At 61.7% G+C, this 12,608-nt stretch carries 14 protein-coding genes; 2 read left to right on the top strand and 12 right to left on the bottom strand.

Annotated elements, in window-relative coordinates:
• Nucleotide 1: 1 nt before the first annotated feature.
• The 7 genes from PQQ86_RS17495 to rpe form a co-directional block, all read right to left on the bottom strand.
• Nucleotides 2-628, bottom strand: a complete 627-nt coding sequence (locus tag PQQ86_RS17495) for a CYTH domain-containing protein (RefSeq protein WP_408269079.1) — start codon at nucleotides 626-628, stop codon at nucleotides 2-4.
• A 39-nt stretch (nucleotides 629-667) separates the two neighbouring features.
• Nucleotides 668-1,453 carry an indole-3-glycerol phosphate synthase TrpC gene (trpC, locus tag PQQ86_RS17490; protein WP_408269076.1) on the bottom strand — a complete coding sequence of 262 codons (786 nt, stop codon included), beginning with the start codon at nucleotides 1,451-1,453 and terminating at the stop codon, nucleotides 668-670.
• 18 nt (nucleotides 1,454-1,471) lie between these two features.
• Complete coding sequence (gene trpD / locus PQQ86_RS17485; RefSeq protein WP_408269073.1) at nucleotides 1,472-2,503, bottom strand: anthranilate phosphoribosyltransferase; 1,032 nt, start codon at nucleotides 2,501-2,503, stop codon at nucleotides 1,472-1,474.
• A 17-nt stretch (nucleotides 2,504-2,520) separates the two neighbouring features.
• Nucleotides 2,521-3,108 carry an aminodeoxychorismate/anthranilate synthase component II gene (locus PQQ86_RS17480; protein ID WP_054036698.1) on the bottom strand — a complete coding sequence of 196 codons (588 nt, stop codon included), beginning with the start codon at nucleotides 3,106-3,108 and terminating at the stop codon, nucleotides 2,521-2,523.
• Nucleotides 3,109-3,121: 13 nt separating this feature from the next.
• Nucleotides 3,122-4,615, bottom strand: a complete 1,494-nt coding sequence (gene trpE, locus PQQ86_RS17475; protein ID WP_054036746.1) for an anthranilate synthase component I — start codon at nucleotides 4,613-4,615, stop codon at nucleotides 3,122-3,124.
• A 370-nt stretch (nucleotides 4,616-4,985) separates the two neighbouring features.
• Nucleotides 4,986-5,702 carry a phosphoglycolate phosphatase gene (locus PQQ86_RS17470; RefSeq protein WP_408269068.1) on the bottom strand — a complete coding sequence of 239 codons (717 nt, stop codon included), beginning with the start codon at nucleotides 5,700-5,702 and terminating at the stop codon, nucleotides 4,986-4,988.
• A 15-nt stretch (nucleotides 5,703-5,717) separates the two neighbouring features.
• Nucleotides 5,718-6,401, bottom strand: coding sequence for a ribulose-phosphate 3-epimerase (gene rpe, locus PQQ86_RS17465; RefSeq protein WP_028199698.1), 684 nt, complete (start codon nucleotides 6,399-6,401; stop codon nucleotides 5,718-5,720).
• Between the two features lie 278 nt (nucleotides 6,402-6,679).
• Here rpe and apaG point away from each other — a divergent pair, with 278 nt between their 5' ends.
• Entirely contained in the window at nucleotides 6,680-7,054 is a 375-nt protein-coding gene (gene apaG, locus PQQ86_RS17460) for a Co2+/Mg2+ efflux facilitator ApaG/CorD (protein WP_054036748.1), read from the top strand.
• 54 nt (nucleotides 7,055-7,108) lie between these two features.
• Here the strand turns inward: apaG and PQQ86_RS17455 are convergent, their stop codons facing one another.
• The gene (locus PQQ86_RS17455) at nucleotides 7,109-7,270 is read right to left on the bottom strand and encodes a hypothetical protein (RefSeq protein WP_408269066.1); all 162 of its coding nucleotides are present in this window, start codon (nucleotides 7,268-7,270) and stop codon (nucleotides 7,109-7,111) included.
• Nucleotides 7,271-7,298: 28 nt separating this feature from the next.
• On the opposite strand from PQQ86_RS17455, the gene mltA reads away from it, so the two are divergent.
• Complete coding sequence (gene mltA, locus PQQ86_RS17450; protein WP_408269064.1) at nucleotides 7,299-8,423, top strand: murein transglycosylase A; 1,125 nt, start codon at nucleotides 7,299-7,301, stop codon at nucleotides 8,421-8,423.
• A gap of 110 nt (nucleotides 8,424-8,533) precedes the next feature.
• On the opposite strand, the gene paaK is transcribed toward mltA, so the two are convergent.
• The 4 genes from paaK to pcaF form a co-directional block, all read right to left on the bottom strand.
• The gene (gene paaK, locus PQQ86_RS17445) at nucleotides 8,534-9,838 is read right to left on the bottom strand and encodes a phenylacetate--CoA ligase PaaK (RefSeq protein ID WP_408269061.1); all 1,305 of its coding nucleotides are present in this window, start codon (nucleotides 9,836-9,838) and stop codon (nucleotides 8,534-8,536) included.
• 146 nt (nucleotides 9,839-9,984) lie between these two features.
• Complete coding sequence (gene paaI / locus PQQ86_RS17440; RefSeq protein WP_408269058.1) at nucleotides 9,985-10,446, bottom strand: hydroxyphenylacetyl-CoA thioesterase PaaI; 462 nt, start codon at nucleotides 10,444-10,446, stop codon at nucleotides 9,985-9,987.
• A 1-nt stretch (nucleotide 10,447) separates the two neighbouring features.
• Nucleotides 10,448-11,239, bottom strand: coding sequence for a 2-(1,2-epoxy-1,2-dihydrophenyl)acetyl-CoA isomerase PaaG (paaG, locus tag PQQ86_RS17435; RefSeq protein ID WP_093643555.1), 792 nt, complete (start codon nucleotides 11,237-11,239; stop codon nucleotides 10,448-10,450).
• A gap of 56 nt (nucleotides 11,240-11,295) precedes the next feature.
• Entirely contained in the window at nucleotides 11,296-12,498 is a 1,203-nt protein-coding gene (gene pcaF / locus PQQ86_RS17430) for a 3-oxoadipyl-CoA thiolase (RefSeq protein WP_408269055.1), read from the bottom strand.
• Between the last annotated feature and the right edge of the window lie 110 nt (nucleotides 12,499-12,608).

Here is a 12,608-nt window from a genome sequence, read left to right as displayed (position 1 = left end):
CTCAAGATACCCGCAACTGATACCCGCGTTGTGCCTTGCTAATGTTGTCCGGTGCAAGGCCGGCGACCTGTTTGCCGAGTTCGCTCGCGAGCGTGTTGAGTGCGGCTTCGTCGCCGCATTTCAGTTCGAGTTCGACTTCGGAGATCGGCGCGCGGCGGGTTTCGCCGTTCACTTCGGCGAGCACGTCGCCTTGGTCGATGGCGGCTTCGACTTTCGAGCCGTCCAGTTCGACATTCCACAGTGTGCGGGTGAAATTCGTGCGGAACAGTTCGATCAACTCCGGCGCCGCCTGGCGCAAGGCCTCAGCGGCGGTGGGTTCGTCGCATGCGTGCAGCAAGGCGTCGATTTCGAGTTTCTCGCCCGCCACCGGCATTTCCCACTCGTGCCGGCTATGCAGCCCGTCCTTCGCGTTGCCCACTGTCTTGAACGTTTGCAGCCAGCCGTCCGGCGTAAGCCGCAGCCGCAGCGCGCTTTTCGACGTAGCCAGCGCAAGCCTCGGCGTATCGAAGTAGATATTCGCCAACTCGATCGGGCGACCTTCGTCGCCGGTGCGTGCGACGAACCATTGCGTCGCCGCTTCCACCTGGCTCACCGGCAGAGCCAGCTTGATTTCACGTTCCATGCCCATCGTGTGCTCCGCAGCGTCCGCTGAATATTGAAATCGCGCTTAGAAAAACATCCGCGCAAGTTCCACACCCGGCTCTTCCGCGCGCATGAACGCTTCGCCGACGAGGAACGTATGCACGTCCATCGCCCGCAGACGTTCGACATCCTGACGCGACAGAATGCCCGACTCCGTGACGACGATACGGTCGTCCGGAATCGATTCGAGCATGCCGATGGTCGTCTCAATCGATGTTTCGAAGGTGCGCAGATTGCGGTTGTTGACACCGATTAGCGGCGTCTTCAACTTCAGCGATTCCATCAGTTCATTGTGGTCATGCACTTCGACCAGCACCGCGAGGCCCAGCGAATGCGCGAGCGCTTCGAGGTCCTGCATCTGCGAGGTTTCCAGAGCGGCAGCAATCAGCAGGATCGCGTCGGCACCCATCGCGCGGGCTTCGACGATCTGGTACGGATCCACGATGAAGTCCTTGCGCAGCACCGGCAGATTGCAGGCGGCGCGCGCCTCTTCGAGATACGCAACGCTGCCCTGGAAGAACTGGACGTCGGTGAGCACGGACAAGCAGGCTGCGCCGTGTTTTTCATACGAACGCGCGATCTCGGCCGGGACGAAGTTTTCACGCAGCACGCCTTTTGACGGGCTCGCTTTCTTCACTTCGGAAATCACCGCGGCCAGACCGGCCGCGTGTTTCGCGCGCAATGCACCGACGAAATCGCGGATATCGCGCGACGATGCTTCGAGCCGCAGCTCTTCGAGCGGCGCGCTCTGTTCAGCCGCGCGGACTTCTTCGCGTTTGACCGCGATGATGCGGTCGAGGATGTCGCTCATGAGTATCTCGCTACGTAATTACTGCTTGAATTGCTGGGTGAAGCGGATCAGGTCGTCGACCTTCGCCCGAGCCTTGCCGCTCGCGATCGCTTCGCGCGCCAACTGGATGCCGTCCGCAATCGACGCCGCCACGTTCGCCGAATACAGCGCCGTGCCCGCGTTCAGCGTGACGATCTCACGCGCGACGCCCGGCTTGTTGTCGAGCGCTTCCAGCAGCATCGCTTTGGATTCGGCCGCGTCGGCCACTTTCAGCGTACGGTTCGACACCATCTGCATGCCGAAGTCTTCCGGGTGAATTTCGTACTCGTGGATCTGGCCGTCGCGCAACTCGCCGACTTGCGTCGCCGCGCCGAGCGAGACCTCGTCCATGCCGTCCATACCGTACACCACCAGCACGTGCTTCGCGCCGAGGCGCTGCATCACACGCACCTGAATGCCGACGAGGTCCCCGTGGAACACGCCCATCAGTTGATTAGGCGCGCCGGCCGGATTGGTCAGTGGCCCAAGAATATTGAAGATGGTCCGCACGCCGAGTTCGCGGCGCACCGGCGCGATGTTCTTCATGGCCGGATGATGGTTCGGCGCGAACATGAAGCCCATGCCGGTTTCTGCAATCGACGCCGCCACCTGTTCCGGTTGCAGATCGATGTTCACGCCGAGCGCTTCGAGTACGTCTGCGCTGCCCGACTTGCTCGACACGCCGCGGCCACCGTGCTTCGCGACCTTGGCGCCCGCCGCAGCTGAGACGAACATCGTCGCGGTGGAAATATTGAAGGTGTGCGAGCCGTCACCGCCGGTGCCGACGATATCGACGAAGTTCGAGTTGTCCTGCACCTCGACGTGCCGGGCAAATTCACGCATCACCGTGGCGGCGGCGGTGATTTCGCCGATGGTCTCTTTTTTGACGCGCAAGCCGGTGATGATCGCCGCCGACATCACGGGCGACAGTTCACCGCGCATGATGAGCCGCATCAGGTGCAGCATTTCGTCGTGGAAAATCTCGCGGTGCTCGATCGTGCGTTGCAGCGCTTCCTGGGGCGTAATCGACATGATTTCGTCTCTCTTTATCAAGCGGTGCGGTGGGCTGTCTTCGACTGTTTCACGAAGTTTTCGAGCAACGCGTGGCCGTGTTCGGACAGGATCGATTCCGGGTGGAATTGCACGCCTTCAACGGCTAGTTCCTTGTGACGCACGCCCATGATTTCGCCGTCTTCGGTCCAGGCGGACACTTCGAGGCAGTCCGGCAGCGATTCGCGTTCGATCGCGAGCGAGTGATAGCGCGTCACGACGAAATGCTTCGGCAGGTCGGCGAATACGCCTTTGCAATCGGTTTCGATCGTGCTTACCTTGCCGTGCATGATGGTTTGCGCGCGCACTACGCGGCCGCCGAATGCTTCGCCGATCGCCTGATGGCCGAGGCATACGCCCAGAATCGGCGTCTTGCCGGCGAATTCGCGCAGTACGTCGAGGGTGATGCCGGCGTGTTGCGGGTTGCTCGGACCGGGCGACAGGCAAATGCGCTCCGGGTTGAGCTTCGCAATCTCGTCCAGCGTGATTTCGTCGTTCCGATAGGTGCGCACGTCTTCGCCGAGTTCGCCGAAGTACTGCACCAGGTTGTAGGTGAACGAGTCGTAGTTGTCGATCATAAGCAGCATGGTGTGTCTCCGGTCAGAAGTCGCTATCGAGGCCGTCTTGAACCTGCTCGGCGGCGCGCAGCACAGCGCGCGCCTTGTTCTCGGTCTCTTGCCATTCGGATTCCGGCACCGAATCCGCGACTACACCTGCTGCCGCCTGCACATACAGATTGCCGTTTGCGATCACGCCGGTGCGGATCGTGATGGCCAGATCCATTTCGCCAGTGAACGACAGATAGCCGACCGCACCGCCGTACAGGCCGCGCTTCACCGGTTCCAGTTCGTCGATCAGTTCCATCGCGCGAACCTTCGGCGCGCCGGACAACGTGCCGGCCGGGAAGGTGGCGCGCAGCACGTCGAAGTTGGTGGTGCCGGGCTTCAGCTTGCCTTCGACCGAACTCACGATGTGCTGCACGTGCGAGTATTTCTCGATCACCATCTGATCGGTGACGACCACCGAACCGATCTGCGAAATACGGCCCACGTCGTTACGCGCGAGATCGATCAGCATCACGTGTTCGGCGATTTCCTTCGGATCGTTCAGCAGTTCGGTGGCGAGCTCGGCGTCGCGCTCCGGCGTGTTGCCGCGCGGACGGGTGCCGGCGAGCGGTCGGATTGTCACGATGCGATCTTCGCCGCGCTTTTCCTGGCGGACCAGAATTTCCGGTGACGCGCCGACCACGTGGAAGTCGCCGAAGTTGTAGAAGTACATATAGGGTGACGGATTCAGCGAGCGCAGCGCGCGATACAGCGACAGCGGATTGTCGCGGTACGGCTTGATCAGACGCTGGCCAACCTGCACCTGCATCAACTCGCCGGCGGCGATGTATTCCTTCGCCTGGCGCACGGCGGCCAGGTAATCGTCTTTGGCGAACTCGCGGTAGGTTTCGGTGCGCACGCTGGCCGACGTGACCGGCGGCTGCACGGTCGTGCGCAAACGCTGACGCAATTCACGTAGACGCTGTTTGGCTTTGGTGTATGCCTCGGGTTGCGTCGGATCGGAGTAAACCACCAGGTAGAGCTTGCCCGCGAGGTTGTCGATCACCGCGACTTCTTCGGTGAGCAGCAACTGAATGTCCGGCAGGTTCAGATCGTCTTTCGGTGCGGTATGCGCGAGTTTTTTCTCGATGTAGCGTACTGCGTCATAGCCGAAGTAGCCTGCCAGCCCGCCCGCGAAACGCGGCAAACCGGGGCGCTGCGCCACTTTGAAGCGGCCCTGGAATTGCTGGATGAACTCGAGCGGATCGCCCTCGTGCGTTTCGACGACTTTGCCGTCCCGGACGACTTCCGATACGCCGTTACGGGTGCGCAGCAGCGTGCGCGCCGGCAGTCCGATGAATGAATAGCGGCCAAAACGCTCACCACCCACCACCGATTCCAGCAGGAACGAGTTGGCGCCGTTGCGTTCGCTCTGCGCAAGCTTCAGGTACAGCGAGAGCGGCGTTTCGAGGTCGGCGAGCGCTTCGGCGATCAGCGGAATGCGGTTGAAACCCTCGTTGGCGAGGGACTGGAATTCGAGTTCGGTCATGTTCCGATCCTGTACGTACGTCAGACGGCACTATGCGTCGGACAAAGCGGGGCGTTACGCAGCCGGTCAGGCGTTCGTTCGACGTTTCGACACGATGATACCGACCGGCGCGAGTTTCCCATCGACGCATGCAAGGGATTTCAGCGCACAGATGTACTTTGCGGGTACACGAACGCCAAATCAACCGATGCAGCGAAACTAGGTGATGGAAAAAACGCGTGAGCGCAGCGAAGTAAAAAACGGTTGCCGAAGACGAGCTTCAGCGTACCTCAGGCGAGGTTAGCGCGACCAGCGACGCCAGGGCCAGGCTCCCCGGTCGATGCTAATCAGACTCCGTTTTTTATTCAGAAACATGAGGATGAGGGACTTTTCAGGTCGTGGAATGGTGCGCTGCGATAGCCTTGGCGGCGTCGAGCAGCGAGGCAACTATACCATCGGATTTTATTTCTTGTATAGATCGACCGTGGTTGTAGCCGTACGGCAGCGTCAGCGTTGCCATGCCTGCCGCGCGGCCTGCCAGCGCATCGTTTTCCGAATCGCCGATGGCGACCGTGGTTTCCGGTGTGACGCCTAGCTGCGCCGCAGCGGTGATCATCGGCAGCGGATCCGGCTTCTTTTTCGGCAGACTGTCGCCGCCGAGCACGACGCTGAAATACTGGCGGAGCCCGTATTGCTCCAGCAATTCGACTGCGAACCGGTGCGGCTTGTTGGTGACGCAGGCGAGTTTGAGGCCGGCATCTCGCATGGCGCTGAGGCCGGCTTCGACCTCGGGGTACAGCCGCGTGTGCACGCCGTTGATCTTGGCGTACTCCTCTTGATAGATCGCGAGCGCTTCGTCGAAACGGTCTTGTGCGTGGTCCGTTTCGAAGCGCCCGGCCAGCACACGGCGAATCAGATTCTCCGAACCCTTGCCGATGTAGCCGACCACTTCCTCGCGCGAGGTTTCCGTCGCGTCGAGTTGCGCAAGCATGCCGTTCAGGCCGGCGGTGAAATCGTCTGCGGTATCGATCATCGTGCCGTCGAGGTCGATGATCGCGGCTTGCAGGCGCGGGCTAGTGAAGGTCGGGGCAGGGAACGGAGTCGTCATCTTTAGTGCGGGATATCAGTGCTCGATGTTGGCGAGTGCGGCGCGCATCTTGTCGATTACCGCTTTGTGATCCGGCGCACCGAAGATCGCCGAGCCTGCCACGAACGTGTCCGCGCCAGCCGCCGCGATTTCGGCGATGTTGTCGACCTTCACGCCGCCGTCTACTTCGAGATGAATCTCGCGGCCGGTTTTTTCCTTGTAAGCATCGATCCGCTTGCGCGCTTCGCGCAGTTTGACGAGCGCCTCAGGAATGAACGATTGACCGCCGAAGCCGGGATTCACCGACATGATCAGCACCAGATCGACCTTGTCCATCACGTAGTCCAGATGATTCAGCGATGTCGCCGGGTTGAACACGAGTCCGGCCTTGCAACCGTGGTCGCGAATCAGCGACAGCGTGCGGTCGATATGGTCCGAGCCTTCCGGGTGAAAGCTGATCAGGTTCGCGCCGGCTTTGGCGAAGTCCGGCACGATGCGGTCGACCGGGCGCACCATCAGATGCACGTCGATCGGCACGTCCACGTGCGGGCGGATCGCTTCGCAGACGAGCGGGCCGATTGTCAGGTTCGGCACGTAATGGTTGTCCATCACGTCGAAGTGAATCCAGTCGGCGCCGGCGGCGACAACGTTGCGGACTTCTTCGCCGAGGCGGGCGAAATCGGCGGACAGAATGCTGGGGGCAATGCGGAATTGCGTCATGGCGGGGGGCGGATGCAAGCGGGAAAACGCCATTTTACCGTTTTGTACGCTTCTGAACCGGCTTGGGGGCGAGTTGAGGCTGGCACCGAATACACGCGGCAAAAGTGACAAAACGTCTTAGCGGCCCTTGGCCAGAGGGATTTGTCCGGTTGCGGGCATGCCGCGCATCAAGCAGAATGCCAAACCATAGGCGCCGCTTCGCCAATGTGCCCGCAAACCATTGGCGTTCGGGGCTTCCCGCGATTTTTCACACTCCGTTTCACCAGACCGGAATCAGGATGAGCCAGTACGAATTCAGCGTCTCGGCGCAGGTGCAGTTTCTGCCCGAAGAGTCGGACCCGGAGCGCCGCCAGTATGCGTTTGCATACACGCTGACCATCCGTAACAGCGGTCAAGTGCCCGCGCAGTTGATTGCGCGCCACTGGGTGATCACCGACAGCGAAAACAATGTGCAGGAAGTGAAAGGCCTAGGCGTGGTCGGGCATCAGCCGCTGCTCAAACCGGGCGAGCACTTCGAATATACGAGTTGGGCCGTGATCGCCACACCCGTCGGCACAATGCGTGGCGACTATTTCTGCGTGGCGGAGGACGGCGAGCGCTTCGACGCACCCGTGCCCGAGTTCATTCTGCGGATGCCGCGTACTTTGCATTGAACCGAGGGCGTGGCTCGCGGTCTTTAAAAGGCTTTACAGCGCAGCTTTGCAGCTTTACTGGGATTTTTGCTGCTTTTGCTGTCCATCGGTGGCGGCGCGGGCGGCCTTCTTCTTGCCGGACGACGTCCAGACAACGATAAAGACGAGCAGGAAGAGTGCGAGGAGCGATTCCAACGCGAAGATGAGCATCGGGTATTCGTCGAACAGATCAGACATGGCGGTTTCCATCAAGAACGAACATTGTATGCGTTTTGTCCGCACGGCCGGAGCATGGCTCGGCGTGCTTTCGGTAGCGGTAATGCTGGCTTCCTGCGGTGGCGGCGGCGCAGTCCGGCCTTCGGTTTCGCCGCCCACGGGTGCCGCGATCATACCCGGGCAGATCGCCGCGACGCGGCTGACGGCCGTGGCCTGGCAACAGGTGCCGGGGTGGCAGGACGATTCGCTGATCGGCGCAACGGCTGCGTTGCGGCAAAACTGCCTGAGGCTTGCGCGTCAACCGAACTGGGCCCGCGCATGCGCGGCGGCCTCGCAGATCGACGATCTGGACGTCACCAGCGCGCGGGCATTTTTCGAGGCGTATTTCACGCCGTTCCAATTGGCCAATAACGACGGCACGCTCGATGGTCTCGTGACCGGCTACTACGAACCGTTGCTGCGCGGTTCGCGCACGCGGCATGGCGTGTATCAGACGGCGCTGTACCGCTGGCCACCCGGTTATCGCGCGGGTGCACCGCTGCCAGCGCGTGCGCAACTCGAGCGTGCGGGCGTGCTCAACGGCAATGAACTCGTGTGGGTCGACGATCCGATCGAAGCGTTCTTCCTGCAAGTGCAAGGCTCCGGGCGCGTCGTGATGGAAGACGGCAGCGTGATGCGGGTCGGATTTGGCGGCACGAACAATCAGCCGTACAAGTCGATTGGACGGTGGCTGCTCGATCGCGGTGAACTGACGCCGGCGCAGGCGACCATGCAGGGCATCAAGGCATGGGCGCGCGCGAATCCGACGCGGGTCGACGCGCTGCTCGATACCAATCCGCGCTTCGTGTTCTTCCGCGAGATGCCGTCCGGCGAGAGTGCGCCGAGCGGTGGCGCGGACGGTCCAATCGGTGCGTTGGGCGTGCCGTTGACGCCGGAGCGATCGATCGCGGTGGATCCGACTTCGATTCCGCTGGGTACGCCGGTTTTCTTGCAGACGACGCGACCTTTGACGAACTCGCCGATGAATCGCCTCGTCTTTGCGCAGGACACGGGGTCCGCGATCAAAGGCGGCGTGCGCGCAGACTACTTCTGGGGGCTCGGCGACGATGCCGGCGATCTGGCCGGCAAGATGAAGCAGGGCGGCCGGATGTGGTTGTTGTTGCCGAATTCGTGAGAGTTTGGGGGCGGGCGGCGGCGGGGTTTTCCTGATCGCTGGTTTCTGGTTTGATGACGGCGCTGACACCGGTCAGCTTCGTCATCAAACGTCGACCTTCGGCGCTTCGCTTAAAGCCCCGACTTCCGTTTGTCCACCACACGCCGTGCCTTGCCTACCGAACGCTCGATGCCGTTCACGCCCAGCACATTTACGATCGCGCTGACGCCGATCAGCGCCTTGATGTCGTAGGTCAGCGCCTGTTTTGCCGTGGTCAACGCCGCTGTATCCGGCGCTGATTCCGGGCAGGGCTCGACGTTCAACGTCAATACATCGAGCGGGCCTTCCTTCGTCAGCACGATTTGATAGTGCGGCGCGAGGGCGTGTTGCTTGAGTAGCAATTCTTCGATCTGCGTCGGGAACACGTTGACGCCGCGCACGATCATCATGTCGTCAGAGCGGCCCGTGATCTTTTCCATCCGGCGCATGGTGCGTGCGCTGCCCGGCAGGAGGCGAGTCAGATCGCGCGTTCGGTATCGGACGATCGGCAGCGCTTCCTTGGTCAACGACGTGAATACGAGCTCGCCGAGCTCGCCGTCCGGCAGCACTTCGCCGGTCTCGGGATCGATGATCTCGGGGTAGAAATGGTCTTCCCAGATGGTCGGGCCATCTTTGGTCTCGACGCATTCCGAAGCGACGCCAGGTCCCATCACTTCAGACAGGCCGTAGATATCCACAGCGTCGATGCCCATGCGCTTCTCGATCGCCTGGCGCATGTCATTGGTCCATGGTTCTGCACCGAAGATGCCGAGGCGCAGCGAGCAATTCGCCGGATCGATGCCTTGCCGTTCGAGTTCGTCGGCGATGGACAGCATATAGCTCGGCGTCACCATGATGATGTCGGGCCGGAAGTCCTGAATCAGTTGCACCTGCTTTTCAGTCTGACCGCCGCCGAACGGGATCACCGTCAGCCCAGCGCGTTCGGCGCCGTAGTGCGCGCCCAGGCCGCCTGTGAACAGACCGTAGCCGTAGCTCACGTGAACCTTGTCGCCGCGCTTCGCGCCAGCCGCACGGATCGAACGCGCGACGAGATTCGCCCACGTATCGATATCGCGCGCCGTGTAGCCAACGACTGTCGGCTTGCCCGTTGTCCCGGACGACGCGTGGATCCGCGAGATCTGTTCCTGCGGCACCGCGAACATGCCAAACGGGTAGCTGTCGCGCAGATCCTTCTTGGTGGTGAACGGGAAGCGCGCCAGGTCCGCGAGAGTCTTCACTTCGCTCGGGTGAACGCCGGCTTCGTCGAATTTGTGCCGATACACAGGCGAATTCTCATAAGCGTGATTCAGCGACCATTTGAGCCGTTCGAGTTGGAGCGCGGCGAGTTCGTCGCGGCTGGCTGTCTCGATGGGATCGAGCGGAAGGGCGGTGGTCATCGAATGTCTCCTTGCTGCCTCAATGCTTGGGTCTGGGGTGCGGTGCGCTTGCGCGCAAAAACCGGGGACTCGCTGCTATCTACTATCTATATACGTGTTGGCAGTAGGTCGCGATCGTGTCGCGACTCTGCCGTTCAATCTGCTGTTCAATCGCCGGTAGGAAGCAGGTTGCCTTTGATCTGTGCCGATTTGCCGCGAAACATCGCCACGGTCTCCTCTGCGCGATTCGTGACGCGAATATCGTAAATGCCGGTGCGGCCGCTCAGGGTTTGCTCGACCGCTTCGGCAGTCAACACGTCGCCGCCTTTTACCGGCCGCAGGAACTCGATCGAGCAGCCCGCTGCGACGGTGTTGATGTTGTACGTGTTGCAAGCGAAAGCGAATGTCGAATCAGCGAGCGTGAAAATCAGGCCGCCGTGGCAAATCTGATGGCCGTTCAGGAAGTCGTCGCGCACAGCCATGCGCAGGCGCGCATATCCTGGACGCACTTCAACGATTTCGAGGCCGAGCGCCCGGCTGCACGCGTCGTTTTCGTACATGGCGGCCGCGGTTGCGCGAGCGAGTTCGTCGGGTGTCATTTGGGCGGGGTGGTTCGGTTGCTCGGACATATCAGCGACCCTCGAAGCGCGGCGCGCGTTTTTCCACGAACGCCTGCACGCCTTCCGCGTAATCGTGCGAAGCACCGAGTTCGCGTTGCAGATCGCGTTCGAGATCGAGCTGCTGATCCAGCGTTTGCGTCGCGCCGGCGCGCATTGCCTGTTTGATCGCCGCGATAGCGCGCGTGGGCTGCTGCGCCAGTTGGGCTGCGAGCTTGCTTGCCGTGGCGGCTAGCTCTGTGTCGTCAACTGCTTGCCAGATTAGCCCCCAGCTTTCGGCTTTCTCCGCGCTCAGTTTGTCGCCAGTGATGGCGAGACCCAGGGCGCGGGCCATGCCGACGCGTTGCGGCAGGAACCACGTGCCGCCCGAATCCGGCACGAGACCGATCTTCACGAATGCCTGAATGAAGTTGGCCGAACGAGCGGCAAGCACGAGATCGCAAGCCAGCGCGAGATTGGCGCCGGCACCGGCGGCCGTGCCGTTGACCGCGGCAATCACGGGCAACGGCAGTGCTTGCAGGCGGCGAATCAACGGATTGAAATGCGCATTGATCAGTTCGCCCAGATCGGTCATTGCGCCTGGCGTGAAATCGAGATCCGCGAGATCCTGTCCTGCACAGAAGCCGCGGCCTGCGCCGGTCAGCACGAGCGCGCGCGCGCCGGATGCTTCGACCTGGCCGAGTGCGTCGCTCAATTCCTGGTGCATCGCGCGGGTAAAGCTGTTGAGCTTGTCCGGGCGGTTCAGTGTGATGGTCGCTACGCGGCTCGATGTATCGATGTCGAGGCGAATCGCTTCATATGACATTGGGTGTCTCCTCAAAGTCTCTTTGATCGGCGGCGCAATGGGCGGCGGCGTTAGTGTCAGAGCCGTTCGATTACCAGTGCAATGCCTTGGCCTACGCCGATACACATCGTGCAAAGCGCAAAGCGGCCGTTGATTCGTTCCAACTGATAAAGCGCGGTAGTGATCAAACGCGCGCCGGAAGCGCCGAGCGGGTGGCCGAGCGCAATCGCTCCGCCGTTCGGATTGACTCGCGGATCGTCGTCGCGCAGGCCGAGCGTGCGCAAGACTGCCAGTCCCTGCGACGCGAAGGCTTCGTTCAACTCGATCACGTCGAATTGCTTGAGCGTCATGTTCAACTGCTTCAACAGCTTTTGTGTGGCCGGTGCCGGGCCAATGCCCATAATGCGCGGCTCCACGCCCGCCGTTGCCATGCCCACCACGCGTGCGCGGCGACGCAAGCCATATTGATCGGCAGCTTCCTGATTCGCGAGCAACAGCGCACACGCGCCGTCGTTCACACCCGATGCATTGCCGGCGGTCACGCTGCCGTCGGGACGGACCACGCCCTTGAGCTTGCCCAGGCTTTCGAGCGACGTTTCGCGCGGATGCTCGTCGAGCGTCACGCGTACGGGGTCGCCTTTCTTCTGCGCAATTTCAACGCCGACGATTTCCTGAGCGAGCGTGCCGTCACGCTGCGCGCGAGATGCTTTTTGCTGACTCGCCAGAGCAAAGGCGTCCTGATCCGCGCGGCTTATGCCGAACTCGACGGCCACGTTTTCCGCGGTCTCCGGCATCGAATCGACGCCGTATTGACGCTTCATCAACGGATTGATGAAACGCCAGCCGATAGTCGTGTCGTAAATATCGGCCTGCCGTGAAAATGCACTGGCGGCCTTGCCCATCACGAACGGCGCGCGCGTCATGCTTTCGACGCCTCCTGCAATCATCAATCGCGCTTCGCCGGCCTTGATGGCGCGCGCCGCGGTGCCAACCGCGTCCATACCCGAGCCGCACAGACGGTTGATGGTTGTGCCGGACGCAGCCGTGGGCAAGCCGGCCAGCAAAGCCGCCATGCGAGCCACGTTACGGTTGTCGTCACCGGCCTGATTGGCACAGCCATAGATCACGTCGTCGAGTGCCTGCCAGTCGACACTGCCATTGCGCTCGATCAACGCCCTGATCGGTACTGCGCCGAGGTCGTCGGCGCGAACATCCTTCAGGGCGCCGCCGTAGCGGCCGATTGGGGTGCGAATCGCGTCGCAAATGAAGGCGTCGTTCATGTGGGTTCCTGCTGGGACGGATCGGCGGGACTTGCCAATCCGATGTCTCATGTTAGTTGGGGTGCACGGCTCGGTCCATTCGGCCAAACGGCATAGGGCGAAAGCCGTGC

Origin of the sequence: Paraburkholderia sediminicola (assembly GCF_046026675.1) — a bacterium.
Taxonomy (GTDB): domain Bacteria; phylum Pseudomonadota; class Gammaproteobacteria; order Burkholderiales; family Burkholderiaceae; genus Paraburkholderia; species Paraburkholderia sediminicola_F.
Note: the sequence above shows the minus strand (reverse complement) of the source record. Positions and strands in the feature narration are given on the sequence as shown.

Coding starts and splice junctions, on each gene's coding strand:
- PQQ86_RS17495 (WP_408269079.1), bottom strand. CDS start 628: ATGGGCATGGAACGTGAAATCAAGCTGGCTCTGCCGGTGAGCCAGGTG.
- rpe (WP_028199698.1), bottom strand. CDS start 6,401: ATGACGCAATTCCGCATTGCCCCCAGCATTCTGTCCGCCGATTTCGCC.
- paaI (WP_408269058.1), bottom strand. CDS start 10,446: ATGTCCGAGCAACCGAACCACCCCGCCCAAATGACACCCGACGAACTC.
- PQQ86_RS17455 (WP_408269066.1), bottom strand. CDS start 7,270: ATGTCTGATCTGTTCGACGAATACCCGATGCTCATCTTCGCGTTGGAA.
- PQQ86_RS17480 (WP_054036698.1), bottom strand. CDS start 3,108: ATGCTGCTTATGATCGACAACTACGACTCGTTCACCTACAACCTGGTG.
- paaK (WP_408269061.1), bottom strand. CDS start 9,838: ATGACCACCGCCCTTCCGCTCGATCCCATCGAGACAGCCAGCCGCGAC.
- PQQ86_RS17470 (WP_408269068.1), bottom strand. CDS start 5,702: ATGACGACTCCGTTCCCTGCCCCGACCTTCACTAGCCCGCGCCTGCAA.
- trpC (WP_408269076.1), bottom strand. CDS start 1,453: ATGAGCGACATCCTCGACCGCATCATCGCGGTCAAACGCGAAGAAGTC.
- paaG (WP_093643555.1), bottom strand. CDS start 11,239: ATGTCATATGAAGCGATTCGCCTCGACATCGATACATCGAGCCGCGTA.
- mltA (WP_408269064.1), top strand. CDS start 7,299: ATGCGTTTTGTCCGCACGGCCGGAGCATGGCTCGGCGTGCTTTCGGTA.
- pcaF (WP_408269055.1), bottom strand. CDS start 12,498: ATGAACGACGCCTTCATTTGCGACGCGATTCGCACCCCAATCGGCCGC.
- trpE (WP_054036746.1), bottom strand. CDS start 4,615: ATGACCGAACTCGAATTCCAGTCCCTCGCCAACGAGGGTTTCAACCGC.
- trpD (WP_408269073.1), bottom strand. CDS start 2,503: ATGTCGATTACGCCCCAGGAAGCGCTGCAACGCACGATCGAGCACCGC.
- apaG (WP_054036748.1), top strand. CDS start 6,680: ATGAGCCAGTACGAATTCAGCGTCTCGGCGCAGGTGCAGTTTCTGCCC.